Here is a 20760-nt window from a genome sequence, read left to right on the forward strand (position 1 = left end):
CCTATGTGTTGAAGGGCTGGAGCTATGGTGACATCGTTCCCACGCGCCGCCCGCAACGTCAACCTTCAGCCAGACTGAATAGCCGCGACTGCGGCAGCGACCGCCTCTTGTGTCAGGTCCAGATCGGCCTGCGTAACGGCCATCGATGGGTAAAGTTTGCCCGGGGCCTTGAACACGCCATGCGCCCGCAAAACCGCGTTATAATGCGCGTTCCGGCCCGGGTCGTCATGCGCGGCGCTACGATAATCCCGGCAGGGCGTTTCCGTGAAAAAGATATCGAACAGGGTTTCATCCCCACAGATCCGATGAGGGATACCTGCCGCATCCAGCGCCTTGCTTTGCATGTCTTGCAGGGCACGCCCTGTCTGGCGCAGCCGATCATAGGCTCCTTCACGGGCCAGAACCTCCATCGTTTTCAGGCCTGCCGCTGCGGCGACCGGATTGCCTGACAGCGTTCCCAGCTGCATCAGCCATTTATCTGCGCCGACTTTATTCTTGTCGAAATGCTGCATGATCTCGACGCTGGCACCAAGGGCCGCCAGAGGGAACCCTCCGCCGATGATCTTGCCCAGGGTGCAGATATCGGGCGTCACGCCATAGCGTTCCTGTGCACCGCCATAGGCAAGGCGAAAGCCGGTGACGATCTCGTCAAAAATCAGCAGCACATCGTGTTTGTCGCACAAGTCACGCAGCTCCTGCAGATAGCCGGGTTCGGGTGGGATAATCCGTTGCAACGGTTCCGCGATGATCGCGGCTACGTCGTCATGTTCCGCCAGCAACGCTGCCACGGCTTCCAGATCGTTGAACGGGGCAATCAGCATCTGATCTGCGACACCCTGCGGAATACCGGCGCTGTCGGGTACGGCCTGGGGGAAATTCACCCGTTTCGCGGGGGCGAGGCTCATCTGTGCCTCGGCGCTCATGCCGTGATAGCCGCCTTCGAATTTCAGGATCTTGTCCTTGCCCGTATAGGCGCGCGCCAGCCGGATCGCGTACATATCGGCCTCGCCGCCCGAGGCGACAAAACGCGCCTGTTCACAGCACGGCACGGCGTTCACGATGGCTTCGGCCAGTTCCACGCCTTTGCTGTTGTTGGCGAAAAAGGTCATGCCCTTGGGCAGTTGCTCCAGCACCGCCTCCATCACCTCGGGGTGGCCATGGCCCAGCAGCATCGGGCCGGACCCGATCAGGTAATCGACATATTCCTTGCCATCCTCGTCCCAGACGCGGCTGCCCTCGCCGCGCGCGATCAGGATGCCGGGGTCGAAATTGCCGAACCCTCCGGCGGGCAGAACCTGTTCGGCGCGGGCGATCCATTCGGATTGAGTGTGAAGTTTCAGCATCTGTCAGGCCATTTCCAAAATCGGGGTTCCAAGGAGGCCCAGATCGGGCGTCACGCCCAGCCCCGGACCGTCGGGCGGTACAATCCGGCCATCTGCACGCTCAGGCGCATTCGGGCACAGACGCGGCGACACGTAAGAGGACAGATCGCAGGTGTTCATCAGCGAACCTTGCGGCGTGGAGGCGGCAAAATGCAACGACGCGGCGGTCACAATGTCCGAGCCCCAGGTGCATTCGGCACATATCTCGGCCCCCAGATGCACGGTCAGATCGCGGGCGCGGCGCATGGCCGACAGGCCACCGAATTTCGACAGTTTCAGTGCAACCGCGTCCATGCAGCCCAGTTCCGAGGCGTGCAGCAGCGAGGCCAGATCATGCGCGTTTTCGTCGATTTTCATTGGCAGGCCGGTGGCCTGCCGCACGGCAGCGCAATCCTCCAGCGTTTTGCAGGGTTGTTCCAGCATAACATCCAGATGCGCCACAGCGCGCCCGGTGCGGGTGGCCTGCAGGCGCGAGGCCCCGCAGTTCCAGTCGCCATAGACCAGCGGGCCATTGCCCACAGCCTCGCGCACTTTGGTCAGCCGTTCAGCATCCGCCTGCCAGTCGCCCTCGACCCCCAGCTTGACCTGAAACTGTCGGATACCGGTTTGATAGGCGGCCTGGGCGATCCGCACCATCTCATCCGGGGCGACGCAGGTGATGGAGTGATAAAGCGGCATGTCCTTGCGCGTCCGCCCGCCCAAAAGGGCGTAGACCGGCTGTGCTGTCGCCTTTCCGAACAGGTCCCACAAAGCGATATCGACAATCGACTTGGCGTGGGCATGACCTTGCAGAAAGCCATCCAGTTTGCGCATTGGCGCATCGACGCCAAACGGAGACATGCCGAGGATTTCGGGCGCCATCTCGGCGACTGCGCTGGGCACGCCTTTGGCAAAGGCAGGCAGGTAATGCGGGATCGGGCAGACCTCGCCCCAGCCTTGCAGGCCGGTATCGGTTTTCAGACACAGCACATGGGTTTCAACCGTGGCACAGGTTTTGCCATCAGCCATGTAGTAGGTATCGTGACTGGTCAGGTCGATGGACCAGAGAGAGAGTTTTGTGATCTTCATGGTATGACCACGATATTGCCGGTGTGTTGCTTGGTAATGAAAGCCGTTTGCGCAGCGTGCAGGTCCCGCAGAGGATAGGTCGCGGCGAGGGCGGGTTTCACCTCACCTGCTTCGATGTATTGCACTAGATTTTGCATGACCTTTGGGTCGATTACGGTCGAGCCGGTAAAGGTCAGGTCGCGTAGATAGAAGGTACGCAGGTCGAGCGCGACCATCGGCCCAGCGATCGCACCCGAGCAGGTGTATCGCCCACCGCGCTCCAGAATGTCGATCAGCGTCGGCCAGTACGGGCCACCCACGACATCAGCAACAACGGTGATCTTTTCCTCCCCAAGTGCTGCGCGCAGCTCTTCGGGCGCGCGAGGCAAAATACGGTCGGGGCCAAGTTTGGCGACGTCGGCGTGTTTGGCCTCGGTGGCCAGGGCGATCACCCGCGCGCCGCGTCGTTTGGCCAGCTGCACCAAAGCACCGCCCACGCCGCCCGACGCGCCAGGCACCAGAACCGTGTCACGTTCCGAGACATTTGCGCGGGTCAGCATTCCTTCGGCGGTGGAGTATGAGCAGGAGAATGTGGCCAGTTCGGCATCGGACAGCGGAGACTGGATCGCAATGGCATTCCGTGTGGGGATGGTCGTGAATTGTGCAAAACCACCATCCCGTTCTGATCCGAAATACCTGGCCTTGTCCTTGTTTGTGGGTTCCGCCGGATCGCGTAGCCAGCAATCGGTGATCACCCTCTCGCCGATCCGGCGCGGGTCAACGCCTTCGCCAACCGCGACGATCTGGCCGCACACATCTGCGCCCTGGATGCGCGGGAAGGCCAGAGGCGCGCCGCCCCATGTCGGGTCGTCGTTGCCGACATTCTCGAACGCGCCTCCGGTCGTGGCATCGCTGACGGTTTTCGAGTACCAGCCGGATCGCGTGTTCACGTCGGTGTTGTTCAACCCGCAGGCCCCGACTTTGATCAGCACTTCGCCCGGGGCGGGGGTGGGGCAGGGCCATTCCTCGTGCCAGACCATCTGATCCAGATCGCCGTGGCCCATCGTGACCATGGCCTGCATTGTGTCTGGCTGTGTCATTGGGCGGCTTCCAGAGCAGCGTCGGTGCGCGGCAGCAGACTTTGCGGGTCATATGCAGGTTTGGATAAGACGCGCGCGGCGCGAGGGGTGCCGTGGATCATGACCTGCAGATCGGTGCCTGCGGCGGTGGCTTCGGGTTTGATGTAAGCAAAGGCGAGGATTTTGCCGACTGTGTGCCCATAGGCCACGGATGCGGTCGAGCCAACGACGCGCCCGTCCAAGAGCACGGCTTCGCCGCCATGTCCGTCGATCTCTCCGTTCGGTTCGATTTCGAGATAAGCGCAGATCCACGGCAGGTGGGTGTTCAGGGTTTTGTCCTTGCCCAGATAGTCCTTGTCCGTGCGGGCAAAACGCAGAACGTCGGCCTCGGCGAGTGTCACTTCGTTGGTCAATTCTCCGGCTCCCTTGAAGCCTTTCTCCATCCGCATGACATTCATCGCGAAGCTGCCGTAATCGGCGATTCCATGCGCCTCACCTGCAGCCCAGAGCGCGTGATAGACGTCCAGGCAGGCGGCATTGGGCATGTGCAGTTCCCAGCCAAGCTCTCCGGCATAGGACATGCGGAAGGCCCAAATGTCGTGGCCGGTGATCTTGATCTGCTGTGCGGACAGCCAGCGGAATCCGGCATTGCTGAGGTCGGCATCAGTGCAGGTGCCCAGCACGTCGCGCGACCTTGGCCCGTTCAGGGACAAGGCCGACCAATCGGCGGAATGCGCGGTGATCGTGACATCTTCTTCGCTACGCTGTTGCGCCAGATGATCCAGCAGGCGTTGTTCGAAGAATGCTGCACAGACGAGGTAATAGCGATCCTGCGCCATGCGCACGATGGTCGTTTCCAACTCAATCCGACCCCGGCGGTTGAGCATATGGGTCAGGGTGATCGAGCCGTCTTTTTGCGGCATCCGGTTCGCGGTCAGACGATCCAGCAGATCATAGGCATCCGGGCCCGAAACCTCGACCTTGGTAAAGGCGGTGACGTCCATGATGCCGACCCGTTCACGCACCGCCTTGACCTCTTGCGCGACCATGTCGTCGGCTGGCGTTCGGCGGAAGGAATAGTGATCCTGCTGCGCCACCCCATCACGCGCGAACCAGCGCGGGCGTTCGAAGCCGTAGACCTCTTCATGCACCGCGCCTTTGGATTTCAGTACCTCATGCAGCGGTGACGGTTTGATCGGACGGCCAGCAAGCCGGTTGAAATGCGGGAAAGGGATTTCGTGGCGCAGGCAATAATCTTCCTCGGCCTTGATGACCTGCCAGTCTTTCGTGGCGTAGCTGCCGAAGCGGCGCGGATCATATTCGCGCATCGAAATATCGGCAGCGCCATGCACCATCCAACGCGCCAGTTCGCGTGTCAGGCCCGGCCCCCAGCCGATCCCGATCTGCGTGCCGCAGCAGCACCAGTAGTTGCGCACACCCGGCGCAGGACCGATCAGCGGGTTGCCATCGGGTGGATGGCTGATTGCGCCGTGTACCTCGCGCTGAATGCCCAGTTCCGCAAAGATCGGCATCCGGTTCAGGCTTTCCTCGAGCCACGGCATCACCCGGTCGTAATCCGCATCGAACAGCCAGTTCTCGTAATCCCACGGGCAATGGTCGTGCCAGACCGAGTTCGGGTTCTCTTTCTCGTAAATCCCGATCAGGCCACGCTTTTGCTCCATCCGTATGTAGCCCGACACCTTTTTGTCGTCGCGGATCACCGGCAGTTCCTGTTCCAGCGTTTCGAACTCCGGCACGGGTTCGGTCACGAAGTAATGATGCGTCATCGAGGTCATTGGCAGTTGCAGGCCCGACCATTCGCCCATCTGCCGCGCATAGGTGCCGCCCGCGTTGACCACATGCTCGCAGGTGATCGTACCCTTTGGCGTCTCGACTACCCATTCGCCATTCTCGGCCTGCGTAATGTTGGTCGCCTGACAACGCCGAATGATCCGGACGCCTTTCTGACGCGCGCCCGCAGCCATCGCCATGGTCACATTGGTCGGATCCACATGGCCGTCGTCAGGGGTGTGCAAAGCGCCCAGCACACCATCCAGATTGTAGAACGGATGCAACTCGGCCACCCGGTCCGGGCCGACCAGATCTATGTTGAAGCCCAGCGAACGACCCACGGACAGGGTATGGCGCAGCCAGTCCATCTCGTCTTCGGAATAGGCGAGCCGGAACGAACCACAGCCATGCCATGTGACCGCCTGCCCGGTCTCGGCCTCCAACGCACCGGAATAGAGCCCGATATTGTAATCGACGCATTTGCCCAAGCCGAAGCTAGAGGTCGAATGGGTGATCTGCCCCGCCGCGTGCCAGGTGCTGCCGCTGGTCAGTTCGGCCTTTTCCAGCAGCACGGTCTCTGCGCCCCAGCCCTCGTGCCCAAGGTGGTAGGCAAGGCCCACGCCCATCACTCCGCCACCCACAATAACCACGCGCGCGTGGGCCGGGAAATCAGATGCCATCGGATCACTCCTCTGAGTCGATTTTGTCTCGACAGCGTAAGCAAACAAAAGTACCATCGTCAATCATGAATGGGACAAATGTATCAAATACGATTCTCGAACGGTTGGCGGATGAACTGTCCGAGCTGACGCCCGAGGCGCGCAAAGCCGCCACTTATGTGCTGGAAAACCCCCGCGACGTGGGGGTTTCGACGGTGCGCGAAATCGCCGAGGCCGCAAATGTGAAACCCAACACCATCGTCCGCATGGCGCGGCAGGTGGGGTTTGAAGGGTACGAGGATTTCCGTGTGCCCTTCCGCGAGGCGATCCGGCGCGGGCAGGCCGATTTTCCCGACCGCGCCCGCTGGCTGCAGGATATTCGCAAGTCTGGCAATATGGGTGGGCTTTATGCCGATATGGTTCAGGACGCCCTGCGCAATGTCGAGGAGACTTTTGCCAATATCTCCTCTGAGCAATTGAAAGCCGCAGCAGAAGACATCTGGAATTCGCGCAATGTGTTTGTACTGGGCGTGGGCGTGAACAACTCGAACGCGCGGAACTTTGTTTACCTGGCCTCGACCGGGATGGTGCAGTTCCACGCGATCCCGCGCGACGGATCAAATCCGATCGACGATTTGGCATGGGCCGATGAACGCGACGTTCTAATCGCCATGACCTGCAAGCCCTACCGAAACGAGGTGGTTGAGGCGGTTGAGGTCGCGCGAGAGCAGGGGCTTACCATCGTCAGCCTGTCCGATAGCCCAGCCAGCCCGATCCTGCGTGCGGCGGACCATGGTTTTGTCATCTCGGCAGACACGCCGCAATTCTTCCCGTCCTCGGTCAGTACGGTCGCGCTACTGGAAACGCTGCTGTCCTTCGTGATCGCCGTTGCCAGCGATGAGATCGTCGAACGGGTCGAGACCTTTCACAAACGCCGCCATCAGCTTGGCCTTTACCATGCGGAGGACTCGTGACAGCACCCATCCAATCTCTTGCAGCCCGGTACTATACTGATCCCGCCATATTTCGACTGGAAACCGAAGGGCTGCTGGCGCGCACATGGCAGTTTGGCTGCCACGCCTCGGAACTGGCCGAGCCGGGCGCATACGTCGCGTTTGAAGTCGCAGGACAGGATCTGTTCGCCATCCGGGGCCGCGATGACACGATCCGCGTGTTCTACAATGTCTGCCAACACCGCGCGCATCAATTGGTTGAGGGCACCGGAACCACGCGCGTCGTCGTCTGCCCCTACCACGCCTGGACCTACGAACTGACCGGAGAGCTGCGCGCCGGGCCAAACCTCAAGGCGGTTGAAGGGTTCGACAAATCCTCGGTCTGCCTGAACGAGGTGCGCAGCGAAGAGTTTCTGGGGTTTGTTTTCGTCAATCTGGACCCCAACGCCGCGCCGATGGACGACTGGTTCCCGAGCACGCGCGCCGAGCTTGAGGAATGGGTGCCCAATTGGGCTGACCTGAAGCCGCTGGAATGGGTCGAGATACCGGAACTGTGCAACTGGAAGGTCTCGGTCGAGAACTACTCGGAATGCTACCACTGCTCGCTGAACCACCCGACCTTTGCGAACGGTGTGGTCCGGCCTGAAACCTATGACATCCAGCCTCAGGGCATGTGCCTGCGTCACACGACGGAATGCCAGAGCCTTGAGAACATGACCTATGATATTCAGTCAGGCTTTAAGCATTTTGATGAATATTCCAGCTGGTTCCTCTGGCCGATGTTCTCGTTCCAAGTCTATCCGGGGAATGTACTGAACACCTATCACTGGCGTGCTGTGGGCGCCGATCACGTGGTGGTCTGGCGCGGCTGGTATTCGGTGGGTGGCGTGGACGATCAAAAGATACGGCAACTCGCCGCGCAGGATCGAGCAACCACGGTGGAAGAGGACATCCGATTGGTCGAATCCGTACAGCGAGGCCTGCATTCGCGCGGCTATCGCCCCGGTCCGCTGGTGATTGACCCCAAGGGCGGGGTGAATTCAGAACACCCCGTCATGCACCTGCAAAGATGGATGCGCGAAGCCATCGACGAACAGCCTCGGAGGACCGGATCATGAGCACATTTGACGAAGACCTGTTCCTGAAAGGTCTGGAACAGCGCAAGGCGACGCTGGGCGCAGAATATGTCGAAAAGAACCTGGCCGCCGCCGACGATTTCACCCGCCCGTTTCAAGAGGCGATGACCGCCTGGTGCTGGGGCTTCGGCTGGGGCGACGATGTGATCGACGCCAAGACGCGGTCGATGATGAACCTGTCGATGATCGGCGCGCTGGGCAAGATGCACGAGTGGGAGATCCATTGCCGAGGCGCGATCAACAACGGCGTCTCCACCGAGGAAATCCGCGCCATCATCCACGTGATCGGCATCTATTGCGGCGTGCCGCAGGCGCTGGAATGCTTCCGCGTGGCGCGTAGGGTGATCGAAGAACAAGTCGGTTCCTGACCACCGTCGGGCCGCGCGCTTGTCAAATCCCTGAGGCGCGTTAGCGTGTGATCACCCCCTCGTGTCACAGGAGATTTCACAATGTTCCGTACTCTTGCCCGATCACTGGCCATCATTCTGAGCCTGACCATCCCCGCCGCCGTATCCGCAGACGAAGGCGGCGGTTTCCCTCAGATCACTGGCACCTGGCATGGGACCTATCTGGTGGCCTTCGCCAAATCGAACCCCAACCACGAAAAGGGCCTGCTGAAAACCGAGATGGAGCTTGAGATCACCAAGCTCGACGGCAACCTGATCACGGCCACCAACCGCTGGCGGCGGATCGGCGACACCGACTGGATCGTCGAAGAGACCATGGGCACCTTCGCACTCGACGACCCCACCCGCTTTGTTCTGGCCGAGGCGGGGACTTCGGGTGAGGACGTCTCATCAGGCGTCTTCAACGGCGTGTATCTGGATGACGTCCTGATGGTCACCTATGCCGGGCCAGGCACAGGCGTGGCCTTTGCCGCGCAGTTGGTAAAGAAGGACGATGGAAAGTAGCCCGGCGTGCAAGTTCGCTTCGATTGCCGCATTCTGAATGTGCTCGCAATTGGCGTACAAAATTGATCGAAACGTTCTGGAAAAGCTGAATAGACGGGCGCGAACCGACCAAAAGTTGTGTTGACAATACGCGCCTGTGTGGGGCCAAGTTCTGGCCATGCGGATGGCTGCGTTTATCATCTTCTCAAGCTTGTTTCTTTCTATGGGCAAGGCGTGGTCGTGTGAACTGGCGTTGGCCCTCGCCTTGGACGTTTCCGGAAGCGTCGATGACGCCGAGTTCCGGCTTCAACGCGAAGGGTTGGCCACGGCCTTGCTCGACCCCGATGTGGTCACTGCGATTTCAGCACAGCCCGGCGGGGTGGCGCTTATGGCGTATGAATGGGCTGATTCGCGACAGCAAACACAAATCGCCGCTTGGCGGCTGGTCAAAGGGTCGGTCGGGTTGCAAGCGATGGCCGCGGACATTCTTGCCGCGCCCCGAAGCGCAACGGGCGCGACCGGGATAGGACCAGCCGTCGCCTTCGGTGCCCTGATGATCGATTACGGTACAAATTGCAGACGCCGTGTGATCGACGTGTCAGGGGATGGCAAACACGACAATGGGTTTCGTCCGCATGTTGCGCGGGAAATGCCAGCGATGCAGGGCGTCACTGTCAACGCGCTGGTGATCGCCGGAGCCGAGTCTGAAGTGCTTGAGTACTATGCCACCCATGTCATTTCCGGCAGCGGGGCTTTCATGGAAATCGCCTCTGAATACGAGGATTACGCAGCGGCCCTGCGGCGCAAACTGCTCCGAGAAATCCCCGCCCCGGTGGCCAGCCGATAATCGTGATTTCTGAGGGGCAGGTAAAGCTGACCCAACTAAAAAAGCCGCCCACAAGGGGCGGCCTTTTCATTCACTGTCTCTGTATCAGAGGATCAGGCTGTCAGAGCGGCCTGAGCTTTGGCGACGATCGCGCCGAACGCTTCCGGTTCGTGCACGGCCAGGTCGGCCAGAACTTTGCGGTCCACTTCGATACCGGCCAGGTTCAGGCCGTTGATGAAGCGGGAATAGGTCAGAGCCTCGTCATGGCTGCGCACAGCCGCGTTGATGCGCTGGATCCACAGCGCGCGGAAGTTGCGCTTGCGGTTCTTGCGGTCGCGGGTTGCGTACTGGTTGGCCTTGTCAACGGCCTGAGTGGCAACTTTGAAGTTGCTCTTGCGACGACCATAATAGCCTTTTGCGGCCTTGATGATCTTCTTGTGACGGGCGTGAGTTACGGTTCCACCTTTAACGCGGGACATCTCTCAAATCTCCTCTTAGCGGTCGTAGGGCATGTAGCCCTTGACGATCTTTGCGTCGGGGGCGGACAGGGTGGTGTTGCCACGGGCGTCGCGGATGAACTTCTTGGTCCGCTTGATCATGCCGTGCCGTTTGCCGGCCTGGCCAGCAAGGACCTTACCGGTCGCAGTCACCTTAAAGCGCTTTTTGGCGCTCGACTTGGTCTTCATCTTAGGCATTTCCGTCTCCTGTTCTCGGGTTCGGTTTCAGACGCGACTCGGCATGCCATCTCGGCCGGTCACGCAACAGATGCGCCGTTTACGCAAGTTCGATCATACTGGCAAGGGGGTATCGACCGGAATCTGCGGAATCCGCACAGGTCAGGCACCGGGGCAGCTGCGGGCCGCCCCGGTGAATTGGTTTAGTGTTCGAATTTGCGAATCTCGCCGCTCTTCAGCCGCTCGGCGTAGGATGCCAGCTCCTGCCGCACCACTTTCATCAGGAAGTAGAGCGCGAAGACGTTCACAACCGCCATGGCAAAGATCGCCGCATCCGAGAAGTCGATGACCGGGCCAAGGTTGGCCGCTGCACCGATAACAACGAAGACGCAGAAGATGATCTTGAACACCAGTTCCTTGGTGTGACCTTCGCCGAACAGGTAGGTCCAGGCCTTGAGGCCGTAGTAGGACCAGCTGATCATGGTCGAGAAGGCAAACAACACCACGGCAATCGCCAGGATGAACGGGAACCAGCTGAACGCGCTACCGAAGGCCGCCGAGGTCAGGCTGACGCCCGAATTGCCGTCTACGGTCGCAATCGCGTTGCCCGCTTCGTTCAGCATGTACTTGCCGGTTTCGGGGTCGATGATCAGCTGCTGGGTGATGATGATCACCAGCGCGGTCATGGTACAGATCACGACCGTATCGATGAACGGTTCAAGCAGCGAGACAAAGCCCTCGGTGATCGGTTCCTTGGTCCGCACCGCCGAGTGTGCAATCGCCGCAGAACCAACGCCCGCTTCGTTCGAGAACGCCGCACGGCGGAAGCCCTGAATCAGCGCACCGACCATGCCGCCAGCAACGCCCAGACCGGTGAAGGCGCCTGCGAAGATCTGACCAAAGGCCCAGCCAATCTGATCGGCATGCATGATGATGATGACCAGCGCGGCCAGCACATACATCACACCCATGAAAGGCACGACTTTCTCGGTCACGCTGGCGATGGATTTCAGGCCACCCACGATCACCGCGAATACGATGCCCGCAAAGACCAGACCTGTGATCCAGCCCGGATAGTCTCCGACAATGCCTGCGATCTGTTGATGCGCCTGATTGGCCTGGAACATATTGCCCCCGCCCAACGCGCCGAGAATACAGAAGATCGAGAACAGAACAGCCAGAATCTTACCGCCCGGCAGGCCCAGCTCGTTGAACCCTTTGGACATATAATACATCGGGCCACCGGAAACGGTGCCGTCTTCGTATTCGTTGCGGTATTTCACGCCCAGCGTACATTCGGTGAATTTCGACGCCATACCCAGCAGGCCCGCGACGATCATCCAGAACGTAGCACCCGGTCCTCCGATGCCGACGGCCACCGCGACACCGGCGATGTTGCCAAGACCAACCGTGCCCGACAGCGCCGTGGCCAGCGCCTGAAAGTGGCTGACCTCACCCGCGTCGTTGGGGTCGGAATAGTCGCCTTTCACAAGGCTGATTGCATGGCTGAAGAACCGCAGCTGCACGAAGGCAAAATACAGCGTAAACACGGTGGCCGCGATGACCAGCCACCCCACGATCCATGGGAACCCGGTTCCCGGAAACGGCGCGAAGATAAAGCTGACGAAAGGCCCGGTGAAATCGGCGAAGGCCTGATTGATCTTTTCGTCAAGACCCGGAGCCTCTTGCGCAAGAGCAGGGCCTGCGGCAAAGGCCGCAGCGGCTGTAGCGCCAAATTGTTTGAGCATTCTCATTCTTGTCCCTCCCCTCAGTTCACGACAGTGACCGGCACATCGGCGTGCATGACCAGATTCTGGGTCGAGCTGCCGAACAGGCGCTTCTTGAACCCGTCCGCCGAGGCTCGACCAACAACGATCTGCGATCCGCCATTTTCAACGGTGATCTTGTTCAGCGTTTCCGCCACGTCTCCATGACGCACGATGCCATGCGCCTGGAATCCGGCGGCTTTCAGCGCCTCGACCGCAGGCGCGATGATGCGCGTGGTGGCCAGTTCAACCTCTTCCTCACGCCGTTTGTGACGCAGTGCGTTTTCCTCGGGTGTCTGGAAAGTGAAAGGGGACCATTCGATGACATAGACCACCAACAATTCGCACGTACCGATCCTTTCGGCCAAATCCCTGGCAAAGGCGATCGCACGCTCGCCGGTTTCTGTCCCGTCCAGCCCAATGACAATTTTCGTTGTCATGACGTTCCTCCGTTATTGTGATTGTACCGGGGCCCGTGCCCCCGGCAGGGCAGCCGGAACTTGGAACTAAAATAGATGACTGCCCCTGCCGATCAGTATCGGGGAAAAACACGGAAAAACAGAGGGGAAACTGAGTTTTTCACCCAATAATGCCGTAACTATTTGTTCTAATAGTAGTTTTTATGCCTAATTTTCGAGCAAAACTTGATTGGGCAGGTTGCCCGAACAGGCTTAGCCAGGATCAGTGTTGTAGATCAGACGCTCATCACAAGGCGCGATGCGCAAGATGTTCGTCGTGCCGGGCACGTTGAACGGAACACCGGCAGTGACGACGATCTGATCGCTTTCCGATGCGAACCCTCCGGCACGCGCTGCGCGGGCTGCGTTGACGACTGCGCCTTTGAATCGCTCGAGTTCCGGGGTCATCACGCAGTGGCACCCCCAGCTGAGGCACAGCCGGCGTGCGGTTCCGGTCGCAGGCGTCATGGCGATAATCGGCACGCCGGGGCGTTCCCGCGCGGTCAGCAGGGCGGTGGTGCCGCTTTGGGTAAAGCAGCATATTGCCTTGATATCGGTCTTTTCCGCAATCTCACGCGCAGCAGCGACGATACCGTCCGCGATCGTTGTGCCCTTGGCGGTGCGCGAGGCGGCAATGATCTGAGTGTAGGTCGGGTCGGCCTCGACCTCGATAGCGACCTTGTTCATGGTCTGCACCGCCTCAACCGGATACGACCCGGCAGCCGATTCCGCGCTGAGCATGATGGCATCCGTACCCTCGTAGATCGCCGTGGCCACATCCGAGACTTCGGCGCGGGTCGGCATCGGGCTTTCGATCATGCTTTCCAGCATCTGGGTGGCGACGATCACGGGTTTTGCCGCGGTCCGACATTTGCGAACCAGCCGTTTCTGGATCGGCGGTACGGCAGAAACCGGCAATTCAACACCCAGATCGCCCCGGGCAACCATGATGCCATCGGATGCATCGAGGATATCGTCAAACGCTTCGACGGCCGCAGGCTTTTCGATCTTGGAGAGGATCGAGGCGCGCCCATCCGCCAGCGCGCGGGCCTCGAATACGTCCTTGGCGCGTTGCACAAAACTCAGCGCCAGCCAGTCGACACCCAGTTGGCAGACAAATTCCAGATCGTCCCGGTCTTTGGCGGACAAAGCCGCCAACGGCAGCACCACGTCGGGCACGTTGACGCCCTTGCGGTTCGAGATCGTCCCTCCGACCTCAACCGAACAGTTGGCATAGTCCTGACCGCAATCCTGCACGTTCAGGCGAATTTTCCCGTCATTGACCAGAAGACGCGCGCCGGGTTCCAACGCGGCAAAAATCTCGGGGTGGGGCAGGCAGACGCGGTTGATGTCACCGGCCGCCGGATCAAGATCCAACCGAAACGCAGCGCCTTCTTCCAGCTCTTCGGCTTCGTTGGCGAATACGCCGACACGCAGTTTCGGACCCTGAAGGTCGGCCAGAATGGCAATGGGGCTTTCCAGATCCTTCTCAACCTGCCTAATGATCCGGTGCCGTTCGCGAATCTCATCATGGCTACCGTGGCTCATATTCAGGCGGAACACATCCGCTCCGGCCTCGTGCAGCGCGCGGATCATGTCATAGTCATTTGACGCCGGTCCCAGCGTCGCCACGATTTTTACATTTCTCAGGCGTCGCATTGTTCTTGCCCCCTTCACGTCTTCGTTGGCTTTGTCGGTCATCCGATAAAGATGTTACCGCAAACATCGGTCACGCTGCTTATTGCGCAATTCCCTTTCCGAAGCAACTGCCCTACACCTGCGATGAACAAGATGACAGGCTTATGACGTATTCTCCGTTTTTTATCCACGGCGCGGATCGGCCATCGCGCTGGCTGATCACATGTGACCACGCAACCAACATGGTACCGCCCGAGGTGAACGGCGGCGATCTTGGCCTGCCCCGTGAGGATATGGAGCGCCACATTGCCTATGACGTTGGCGCCTACGAGGTGTCAAAGCACCTGGGCGAGATTCTGAACGCGCCGGTCATTGCTGCCAACTTCTCGCGTCTTGTGATCGATCCGAACCGGGGTGAGGATGATCCGACCCTGTTGATGAAGCTTTATGATGGCTCCATCATTCCCGGGAATCGTCACGCCGACACAGTCGAGCGCGAGCGACGTCTGAACATGTGCTATCGCCCCTATCACAAGGCGCTGGCGGAACTGGCGGCTCTGCCGCACGCGGTCATCGTATCGATGCATTCCTTTACGCGCCAGCTGCGCGGACGTGATCCGCGCCCCTGGCATATAGGGGTGCTGCACACACCAGACGAAAGGTTCTCGCGGCCGCTGATTGACCGGCTTGAGGCAGAAGGCGACCTGTGTGTCGGGGTGAACGAGCCTTATACAGGCGTGCTGCCCGGAGATGCGATTGATAAACATTGCACGGCATTTGGACGCCCCAACGCGCTGATCGAGCTGCGCAATGACCTGATCGGGGATCACGCGGGTCAACGGGGTTGGGCCGAGCGTCTGGCCACCGTTTTGCATGATGCGCTGGACGCCAGCGACCTTTGAGCACACATTATTGTGAGCACTGGCCCTGATCCCCATATATTCGGGGAAAGGAGGCGATGATGACTCAGGAATTTCTGATGGACGTCTTTGGCTGGATGGCTGTGTTGAACATCGCCGTCTTGCTGTTCACCACAGCGATGGTTTTCGTGTTGCAGGACCGGATCGCAGGTATCCACAGCAAGATGTTCCAGATGGCGCATTCGGATGTGAAGCGGGCATATTTCCGGTATCTGGCCAATTACAAGATACTGACGCTGATCTTTTGCATCATCCCGTGGCTGGCCTTGAAGCTGACTTGACGCGCCGTTTGTTGAAACATCGCCATCGGACCGCTAGGTCAGATACAGCACGCAATTCTGTCATTCGGAGCCTGACCATGGACACTCAAACCGAAATCGAACTTCAAGCCGCCGCATTCCGCCGCCTGCAGCAGCACCTGATGCAGGACCGCACTGACGTTCAGAACATCGACATGATGAATCTGGCCGGGTTCTGCCGGAACTGCCTGTCTCGTTGGTATCAGGAAGCGGCCAATGAAAAGGGTATCGAAATGGGCAAGGACGAGGCGCGTCAGATTTTCTACGGCATGACCATGGAGGAATGGAAAGCGAACTACCAGACCGAGGCCAGCCCGGAAAAGCAAGCCGCGTTCGAGGTCGCTTTTGAAGAAAATGTTGGCAAAAAGGGCTGACCCGAAAAGGAAAGGCCCGCCAGTTTGACGGGCCTTTTGCTTTAAACTGCGGCCTTGCGGCTTTCGTCGATATAAATTTCGCGCAACCGCGTTGCGAAAGGACCCGGAGTGCCATCACCCAGCGCAACGCCGTCGATCTCGACCACAGGCATCACAAACGCGCTGGCCGAAGTGGTAAATGCTTCATCCGCCGCCTGTGCTTCCGCAATGGTGAAAAGACGCTCCTCGACAACCATTTGCGCCTCGGCAGCCATGCGCAACACCGCCTTGCGGGTGATCCCGTGCAGGATGTCGTTGGACAGCGGACGTGTGACGATTTTTCCGCCTTTGACAAAATAGGCGTTGTTGCTCGTGCCCTCGGTCACATAGCCGTCTTCCACCATCCAGGCGTCGTCGCACCCTGCGGCCTTAGCCATCATCTTGCCCATTGACGGATAGAGCAGCTGAACCGTCTTGATGTCCCTGCGTCCCCAGCGGATATCATCGATGGAGATGATCTTTGCCCCGGTCTTCGCGGCCGGACTGTCGGCCAGCCCCGGCTTGTTCTGGGTAAACAGAACAAGCGTTGGTTTGGTGTCAGCGGATGGGAACACAAAATCCCGATCTCCGTCACTACCGCGCGAGACCTGCAGATATACCAGACCCTCATCAATATCGTTCAACTCAACCAGTTTGCGGTGTATCTCCAGCAACTCGTCCTGGCTGCAGGGCGAGGACATCTGCAACTCGTCCAAAGACCGTTTCAGCCGAACAGCGTGGCCTTCGAAATCAATCAGCTTGCCGTCCAGAACGCTGGTGACCTCATAGACAGCATCCGCCATCAGAAATCCCCGGTCAAAGATCGAGACCTTCGCCTCGGTTTCGGGCAGATACTCTCCGTTCACATAAACGGTGCGGGTCATTTTATATCCTTTTCGTTTCACGGCCGTCCTCAGCCCCAGAGCGCGGCTTGGGGCGGGTGGACCCCGGTATCGTCAAAAACCAGCGGGGTATCGCGGTCTTCGGCCAACAGAAGCGGGCCGTCAAGGTCTGTCACCATCGCACCTTGCGCCAACAAAGTTGCCGGGGCCATGGCCAGAGAGCTGCCGACCATGCAACCGACCATGATGTCATAGCCTTCTGCAATCGCCGCTTTGCGCAATTCCAGCGCTTCCGTCAGGCCGCCGGTTTTGTCCAGTTTGATATTGATGACATCATACTTGCCTTTGAGGTTGGGCAAGCTGTCGCGATCATGACAGGATTCGTCAGCGCAAACCGGCACCGGGCGTTGCATCCCGATCAAGGCTTCGTCATCGTCAGCAGGCAGAGGCTGTTCGACCAAAGCGACCCCCAACCGCACCAGATGCGGCGCAAGATCTGCATAAACCTCGGCGGACCAGCCTTCGTTGGCGTCCACGATGATCCGGGCGTCCGGAGCCCCCGCACGCACGGCTTCAAGCCGCGGCATGTCGTCCGGTGTCCCCAGTTTGATCTTGAGCAAGGGTCGATGCGCGTTTGCCGCAGCCTGCACCCGCATCGCCTCAGGTGCATCCAGTGAAAGCGTATAGGCGGTGATTTCCGGCTGCGGCACGGCTAACCCGGCCAGATCCCACACTCGACGACCCGCACGTTTGCACTCCAGATCCCAAAGTGCGCAATCCACCGCGTTTCGCGCCGCGCCCGCTGGCAACAAACCCATCAACTCCGCCCGATCAAACCTGTCCGGAAGGCCTGCGATTTCCGCTTCAACAGAATCCAGCGTCTCGCCATACCGGGCATAAGGCACGCACTCTCCCCATCCGCCGATCCCATCTTCAGATACACGAACGGTCAGCACCTGCGCCTCGGTCCGCGATCCGCGTGAGATCGTAAAAACCTGCGCCAAGCGAAAAACATCACGAGAGACTTGGATCTGCACGCGCCCCCTCCTTCATCTTTTCAAAAATACTCCCGCCGGAGGCGGTCCTCCGACAGGACAGATAGATCACAGCGCCATGAGCGCATCCACAAGTTTCCCCGCACCAAAACGATAAGGATCAGTGGCAGGTAACCCCATCTCAGCCTCCACCTCTGTAATATACTCCCGCGCCGCGTTTTCGTTCAGGTTTTGGGTGTTGATTGAAACCCCAACCACCTGACAGTCCGGGTTTGCGATGCGAGCGATTGGTAAGGCGGTGTCACGAAGTTCAGACAATGTTGGCAGGCCGTATTCCGGCAGGCCACGCATATGAGTGCGGGTCGGTTCATGACACAGGATCAGCGCATCAGGTTGTCCGCCATGAACCAGTGCCATTGTCACCCCTGAATATGACACGTGGAACAAGGACCCCTGACCTTCGATGTGATCCCAGTGATCCTCATCGTTATCTGGGGTCAGATACTCGACCGCGCCCGCCATGAAATCCGCAACGACCGCATCGAGGGGCACACCTTGCCCGGTGATCAGAATTCCCGTTTGCCCGGTGGCGCGGAACGTGGATTTCAAACCCCGCTTGCGCATCTCGGCATCCATCGACATTGCCGTATACATTTTGCCCGCAGAGCAATCGGTGCCGACGGCCAGGCATCGCTTTCCACTGCGCTTGCGGCCATTGGCAATCGGATACCCGTCAGTCGGCACACGCACGTCGTGCAGGGTGCCCCCATGGGTTTGGGCAGCAGCAACCAGATCGCCTTCGTCCCGCAACAGGTTGTGCAGCCCCGATGCCAGATCGTACCCCATTTCCAGCGCTTCGATCAGCACCTTCTTCCAGGCCTGGCTGATAACGCCACCGCGATTTGCTACACCGATCACCAGCGTCTTGGCTCCGGCAGCCTTGGCCTCGGCCAGGGTCATATCGGTCATGCCCAGATCGGCCTTGCAGCCTTCCATCCGGAACTGGCCTACGGCGTTTTCCGGTCGCCAATCCCGGATTCCGATAGCAACTTTGGCGGCCAGTTGGTCGGGGGCATCACCCAAAAACAGCAGATACGGTGTTTCGATCATTGCGGTGCACTCCTTTGATTCCGAAGCAGGCTAAGGGAGCGGTCAGACGAGGGTTTCTCGATTCGCTCCAGCAAAGAGAGGGATCGCGAGAGTTTATTGTGTAGAATAGCTCAAAATTGCAAAATTATTGCAAGTTTCTTAAGTGATTAATCCATAAGCGCCGAAAACAAACGGATTGCCAGTGAATGCTGCAATTGCAATGCCGCAAGTGCATAAACATGCTTGCGCAGCGCTGCGCAATTTAATATCCCGAAGGGGAATAAAATCGTAATTTCCTTTCTTACGTGAGGTCCCGATGAGTTTCCGCATTCAACCCGCCGCCCCAGCGCGCCCGAACCGCTGCCAGTTGTTCGGGCCGGGGTCCAATACCAAGTTGTTTGCGAAGATGGCGGCATCGGCTGCGGATGTTATCAACCTTGATCTCGAGGACTCGGTTGCGCCAACCGACAAGGACGCAGCGCGTGCCAATGTCATCGAGGCGCTGAACACCGTCGACTGGGGGAACAAATACCTTTCGGTGCGCATCAACGGGTTGGACACACCATACTGGTATCGTGACGTGGTCGATCTGATGGAACAGGCCAGCGATCGCCTCGACCAGATCATGATCCCCAAAGTCGGGTGTGCGGCGGATGTCTACGCGGTCGACGCGTTGGTTACCGCGATTGAACACGCCAAGGGCCGCTCCAAACCGATCAGCTTCGAGGTCATCATCGAGTCGGCCGCCGGTCTTGCGCATGTCGAAGAGATCGCGGCCTCATCACCCAGACTGCAGGCCATGAGCCTGGGGGCGGCGGATTTTGCAGCATCGATGGGGATGCAGACCACCGGCATCGGAGGTACACAGGAAAACTACTACATGCTGCACGAAGGCGACAAGCATTGGTCCGACCCGTGGCACTGGGCACAAGCCGCGATTGTCGCGGCTTGCCGAACTCATGGCGTTCTACCGGTGGATGGTCCCTTCGGAGATTTCTCGGACGACGACGGGTATATCGCGCAGGCCAAGCGCTCGGCGACGTTGGGCATGGTTGGCAAGTGGGCGATCCATCCCAAACAGATCGCCTTGGCCAATCAGGTCTTTACACCGTCAGACGAAGCAGTGTCTGAGGCGCGCGACATCCTGGCCGCGATGGAGCAGGCCAAGGCAAATGGCGAAGGCGCGACGGTCTATAAGGGGCGGCTGGTTGATATCGCCTCGATCAAACAAGCCGAAGTGATTGTGGCGCAGGCGGAGTTGATTGCCTCGAACAACTAAGAACGGCACCTTTGCAGGTGCCTTACTTCAGCGCCCAAACACGTCATTTGGCGTCCAGGTAATCCGCTCGCCTTGTTTGCCCCATTTCATCATCAGGCAAGATGCCACGTATTTCTGAAAATACTTTATGTGCAGTGGATACCATCCTGCCTTAGGAACTTCGACTTCGGTTCTCTGGTTCGCATCGCATGGCTGACGGTTATTGAGGTATCCTATTTGTTGACCGCCGACCCAGGCATCGATGCCATCATTGGACCAGGTTTCAAGCTCATAGATGCCGGGTGAGTCAAAGTGGATGTACCCGGTGATTTCGGCTGCAACGTTGTAAGCCTTGTCAAAGGTCAAAACCGGATCACCGTCGTTCGTTTCCCGGTAATCCAGCCCCCTTAGCGGAGGCCCGGGCTTCGCTTTTTTCAGCAGGTGTTCTGCCTTGGCCAGATTCTGGATCTTACGCGGAGGATTGCCTTCCCATGCGTATTTTACGTTCAGACCCGATTTCGGGTTGGGCTGAGGGTCAGCGGGCTGCAGTTTTAGTGGTTCCGACATTACGGCCCCGGCTGTCATCGCCAGGACCGCGGCCAGCGCTCCGGTCCGAAATAGGTTCATGGTCTTCTCCCTGAGTGTAGTCTCGCTGAGGTTTCTCCC

At 59.2% G+C, this 20760-nt stretch carries 22 protein-coding genes; 9 read left to right on the forward strand and 13 right to left on the reverse strand.

What is annotated here, in order from left to right:
* Positions 1-65: 65 nt before the first annotated feature.
* From ACRZ9X_RS17195 to ACRZ9X_RS17210, 4 genes are read right to left on the reverse strand one after another with little or no spacing between them, the layout of a single operon-like run.
* Positions 66-1343, reverse strand: a complete 1278-nt coding sequence (locus tag ACRZ9X_RS17195) for an aspartate aminotransferase family protein (protein WP_480521073.1) — start codon at positions 1341-1343, stop codon at positions 66-68.
* A gap of 3 nt (positions 1344-1346) precedes the next feature.
* The gene (locus ACRZ9X_RS17200; protein ID WP_480521075.1) at positions 1347-2450 is read right to left on the reverse strand and encodes a mandelate racemase/muconate lactonizing enzyme family protein; all 1104 of its coding nucleotides are present in this window, start codon (positions 2448-2450) and stop codon (positions 1347-1349) included.
* Positions 2447-3529, reverse strand: a complete 1083-nt coding sequence (locus tag ACRZ9X_RS17205) for an alcohol dehydrogenase family protein (protein WP_480521077.1) — start codon at positions 3527-3529, stop codon at positions 2447-2449. Before ACRZ9X_RS17205 ends, ACRZ9X_RS17200 begins: the two co-directional genes overlap by 4 nt.
* The gene (locus ACRZ9X_RS17210; protein WP_480521079.1) at positions 3526-5979 is read right to left on the reverse strand and encodes an FAD-dependent oxidoreductase; all 2454 of its coding nucleotides are present in this window, start codon (positions 5977-5979) and stop codon (positions 3526-3528) included. The genes ACRZ9X_RS17205 and ACRZ9X_RS17210 overlap by 4 nt, the downstream gene beginning before the upstream one ends.
* 65 nt (positions 5980-6044) lie before the next feature.
* On the opposite strand from ACRZ9X_RS17210, the gene ACRZ9X_RS17215 reads away from it, so the two are divergent.
* The 5 genes from ACRZ9X_RS17215 to ACRZ9X_RS17235 all read left to right on the forward strand — a co-directional run bounded on the left by ACRZ9X_RS17215 (position 6045) and on the right by ACRZ9X_RS17235 (position 9784).
* Complete coding sequence (locus ACRZ9X_RS17215; RefSeq protein ID WP_480521081.1) at positions 6045-6932, forward strand: MurR/RpiR family transcriptional regulator; 888 nt, start codon at positions 6045-6047, stop codon at positions 6930-6932.
* The gene (locus tag ACRZ9X_RS17220; RefSeq protein WP_480521083.1) at positions 6929-8029 is read left to right on the forward strand and encodes an aromatic ring-hydroxylating oxygenase subunit alpha; all 1101 of its coding nucleotides are present in this window, start codon (positions 6929-6931) and stop codon (positions 8027-8029) included. Before ACRZ9X_RS17215 ends, ACRZ9X_RS17220 begins: the two co-directional genes overlap by 4 nt.
* Positions 8026-8415 (forward strand): carboxymuconolactone decarboxylase family protein, encoded by a 390-nt coding sequence (locus ACRZ9X_RS17225; RefSeq protein ID WP_480521085.1) that lies wholly within the window; start codon positions 8026-8028, stop codon positions 8413-8415. The genes ACRZ9X_RS17220 and ACRZ9X_RS17225 overlap by 4 nt, the downstream gene beginning before the upstream one ends.
* An 81-nt stretch (positions 8416-8496) precedes the next feature.
* Positions 8497-8958 (forward strand): hypothetical protein, encoded by a 462-nt coding sequence (locus ACRZ9X_RS17230; protein WP_480521087.1) that lies wholly within the window; start codon positions 8497-8499, stop codon positions 8956-8958.
* A 163-nt stretch (positions 8959-9121) separates the two neighbouring features.
* Positions 9122-9784 (forward strand): DUF1194 domain-containing protein, encoded by a 663-nt coding sequence (locus ACRZ9X_RS17235; RefSeq protein ID WP_480521089.1) that lies wholly within the window; start codon positions 9122-9124, stop codon positions 9782-9784.
* A 92-nt stretch (positions 9785-9876) separates the two neighbouring features.
* Here ACRZ9X_RS17235 and rplT read toward each other — a convergent pair whose 3' ends face one another.
* The 5 genes from rplT to pyk form a co-directional block, all read right to left on the reverse strand.
* Positions 9877-10242 (reverse strand): 50S ribosomal protein L20, encoded by a 366-nt coding sequence (gene rplT, locus ACRZ9X_RS17240; protein ID WP_170658380.1) that lies wholly within the window; start codon positions 10240-10242, stop codon positions 9877-9879.
* Positions 10243-10257: 15 nt separating this feature from the next.
* Complete coding sequence (gene rpmI / locus ACRZ9X_RS17245) at positions 10258-10458, reverse strand: 50S ribosomal protein L35 (RefSeq protein WP_010443552.1); 201 nt, start codon at positions 10456-10458, stop codon at positions 10258-10260.
* 182 nt (positions 10459-10640) lie between these two features.
* Positions 10641-12191 (reverse strand): alanine/glycine:cation symporter family protein, encoded by a 1551-nt coding sequence (locus ACRZ9X_RS17250; RefSeq protein WP_480521091.1) that lies wholly within the window; start codon positions 12189-12191, stop codon positions 10641-10643.
* A 14-nt stretch (positions 12192-12205) separates the two neighbouring features.
* Entirely contained in the window at positions 12206-12643 is a 438-nt protein-coding gene (locus ACRZ9X_RS17255) for a universal stress protein (RefSeq protein ID WP_480521093.1), read from the reverse strand.
* Between the two features lie 231 nt (positions 12644-12874).
* Positions 12875-14320 carry a pyruvate kinase gene (gene pyk, locus ACRZ9X_RS17260; RefSeq protein WP_480521095.1) on the reverse strand — a complete coding sequence of 482 codons (1446 nt, stop codon included), beginning with the start codon at positions 14318-14320 and terminating at the stop codon, positions 12875-12877.
* Between the two features lie 143 nt (positions 14321-14463).
* Between pyk and ACRZ9X_RS17265 the strand changes: the two genes are divergently transcribed.
* The 3 genes from ACRZ9X_RS17265 (at position 14464) to ACRZ9X_RS17275 (ending at position 15892) form a co-directional block, all read left to right on the forward strand.
* A complete protein-coding gene (locus ACRZ9X_RS17265) occupies positions 14464-15201 on the forward strand; it encodes an N-formylglutamate amidohydrolase (RefSeq protein ID WP_480521097.1) in 738 nt (245 codons plus the stop codon).
* A 59-nt stretch (positions 15202-15260) separates the two neighbouring features.
* Positions 15261-15500 (forward strand): DUF6868 family protein, encoded by a 240-nt coding sequence (locus ACRZ9X_RS17270; protein WP_480521099.1) that lies wholly within the window; start codon positions 15261-15263, stop codon positions 15498-15500.
* A 77-nt stretch (positions 15501-15577) separates the two neighbouring features.
* Positions 15578-15892, forward strand: coding sequence for a DUF1244 domain-containing protein (locus ACRZ9X_RS17275; protein WP_480521101.1), 315 nt, complete (start codon positions 15578-15580; stop codon positions 15890-15892).
* 41 nt (positions 15893-15933) lie between these two features.
* On the opposite strand, the gene ACRZ9X_RS17280 is transcribed toward ACRZ9X_RS17275, so the two are convergent.
* The 3 genes from ACRZ9X_RS17280 to dgcN form a co-directional block, all read right to left on the reverse strand.
* Positions 15934-16794: a D-amino-acid transaminase gene (locus tag ACRZ9X_RS17280; RefSeq protein WP_480521103.1), complete on the reverse strand. Its 861-nt coding sequence runs from the start codon at positions 16792-16794 to the stop codon at positions 15934-15936.
* A 29-nt stretch (positions 16795-16823) separates the two neighbouring features.
* Positions 16824-17789, reverse strand: a complete 966-nt coding sequence (gene dgcA, locus ACRZ9X_RS17285) for an N-acetyl-D-Glu racemase DgcA (RefSeq protein ID WP_480521105.1) — start codon at positions 17787-17789, stop codon at positions 16824-16826.
* A gap of 66 nt (positions 17790-17855) precedes the next feature.
* Entirely contained in the window at positions 17856-18857 is a 1002-nt protein-coding gene (dgcN, locus tag ACRZ9X_RS17290; protein WP_480521107.1) for an N-acetyltransferase DgcN, read from the reverse strand.
* Positions 18858-19152: 295 nt separating this feature from the next.
* On the opposite strand from dgcN, the gene ACRZ9X_RS17295 reads away from it, so the two are divergent.
* Entirely contained in the window at positions 19153-20115 is a 963-nt protein-coding gene (locus tag ACRZ9X_RS17295; RefSeq protein ID WP_480521108.1) for an L-malyl-CoA/beta-methylmalyl-CoA lyase, read from the forward strand.
* A gap of 27 nt (positions 20116-20142) precedes the next feature.
* On the opposite strand, the gene ACRZ9X_RS17300 is transcribed toward ACRZ9X_RS17295, so the two are convergent.
* The gene (locus ACRZ9X_RS17300; RefSeq protein WP_480521110.1) at positions 20143-20721 is read right to left on the reverse strand and encodes a PA14 domain-containing protein; all 579 of its coding nucleotides are present in this window, start codon (positions 20719-20721) and stop codon (positions 20143-20145) included.
* Positions 20722-20760 lie beyond the last annotated feature (39 nt).

The sequence above is a fragment of the Ruegeria sp. AL1 genome, from assembly GCF_056540905.1.

Bases quoted from the DNA above. Each gene is read 5' to 3' on its own strand.
- ACRZ9X_RS17270 (WP_480521099.1), top strand. From the start codon at position 15,261: ATGACTCAGGAATTTCTGATGGACGTCTTTGGCTGGATGGCTGTGTTG.
- ACRZ9X_RS17255 (WP_480521093.1), bottom strand. From the start codon at position 12,643: ATGACAACGAAAATTGTCATTGGGCTGGACGGGACAGAAACCGGCGAG.
- ACRZ9X_RS17205 (WP_480521077.1), bottom strand. From the start codon at position 3,529: ATGACACAGCCAGACACAATGCAGGCCATGGTCACGATGGGCCACGGC.
- ACRZ9X_RS17275 (WP_480521101.1), top strand. From the start codon at position 15,578: ATGGACACTCAAACCGAAATCGAACTTCAAGCCGCCGCATTCCGCCGC.
- ACRZ9X_RS17195 (WP_480521073.1), bottom strand. From the start codon at position 1,343: ATGCTGAAACTTCACACTCAATCCGAATGGATCGCCCGCGCCGAACAG.
- ACRZ9X_RS17265 (WP_480521097.1), top strand. From the start codon at position 14,464: ATGACGTATTCTCCGTTTTTTATCCACGGCGCGGATCGGCCATCGCGC.
- ACRZ9X_RS17300 (WP_480521110.1), bottom strand. From the start codon at position 20,721: ATGAACCTATTTCGGACCGGAGCGCTGGCCGCGGTCCTGGCGATGACA.
- ACRZ9X_RS17235 (WP_480521089.1), top strand. From the start codon at position 9,122: ATGGCTGCGTTTATCATCTTCTCAAGCTTGTTTCTTTCTATGGGCAAG.
- dgcN (WP_480521107.1), bottom strand. From the start codon at position 18,857: ATGATCGAAACACCGTATCTGCTGTTTTTGGGTGATGCCCCCGACCAA.
- ACRZ9X_RS17210 (WP_480521079.1), bottom strand. From the start codon at position 5,979: ATGGCATCTGATTTCCCGGCCCACGCGCGCGTGGTTATTGTGGGTGGC.
- ACRZ9X_RS17250 (WP_480521091.1), bottom strand. From the start codon at position 12,191: ATGAGAATGCTCAAACAATTTGGCGCTACAGCCGCTGCGGCCTTTGCC.
- ACRZ9X_RS17225 (WP_480521085.1), top strand. From the start codon at position 8,026: ATGAGCACATTTGACGAAGACCTGTTCCTGAAAGGTCTGGAACAGCGC.
- rpmI (WP_010443552.1), bottom strand. From the start codon at position 10,458: ATGCCTAAGATGAAGACCAAGTCGAGCGCCAAAAAGCGCTTTAAGGTG.
- ACRZ9X_RS17230 (WP_480521087.1), top strand. From the start codon at position 8,497: ATGTTCCGTACTCTTGCCCGATCACTGGCCATCATTCTGAGCCTGACC.
- rplT (WP_170658380.1), bottom strand. From the start codon at position 10,242: ATGTCCCGCGTTAAAGGTGGAACCGTAACTCACGCCCGTCACAAGAAG.
- ACRZ9X_RS17200 (WP_480521075.1), bottom strand. From the start codon at position 2,450: ATGAAGATCACAAAACTCTCTCTCTGGTCCATCGACCTGACCAGTCAC.
- ACRZ9X_RS17295 (WP_480521108.1), top strand. From the start codon at position 19,153: ATGAGTTTCCGCATTCAACCCGCCGCCCCAGCGCGCCCGAACCGCTGC.
- pyk (WP_480521095.1), bottom strand. From the start codon at position 14,320: ATGCGACGCCTGAGAAATGTAAAAATCGTGGCGACGCTGGGACCGGCG.
- ACRZ9X_RS17215 (WP_480521081.1), top strand. From the start codon at position 6,045: ATGAATGGGACAAATGTATCAAATACGATTCTCGAACGGTTGGCGGAT.
- ACRZ9X_RS17280 (WP_480521103.1), bottom strand. From the start codon at position 16,794: ATGACCCGCACCGTTTATGTGAACGGAGAGTATCTGCCCGAAACCGAG.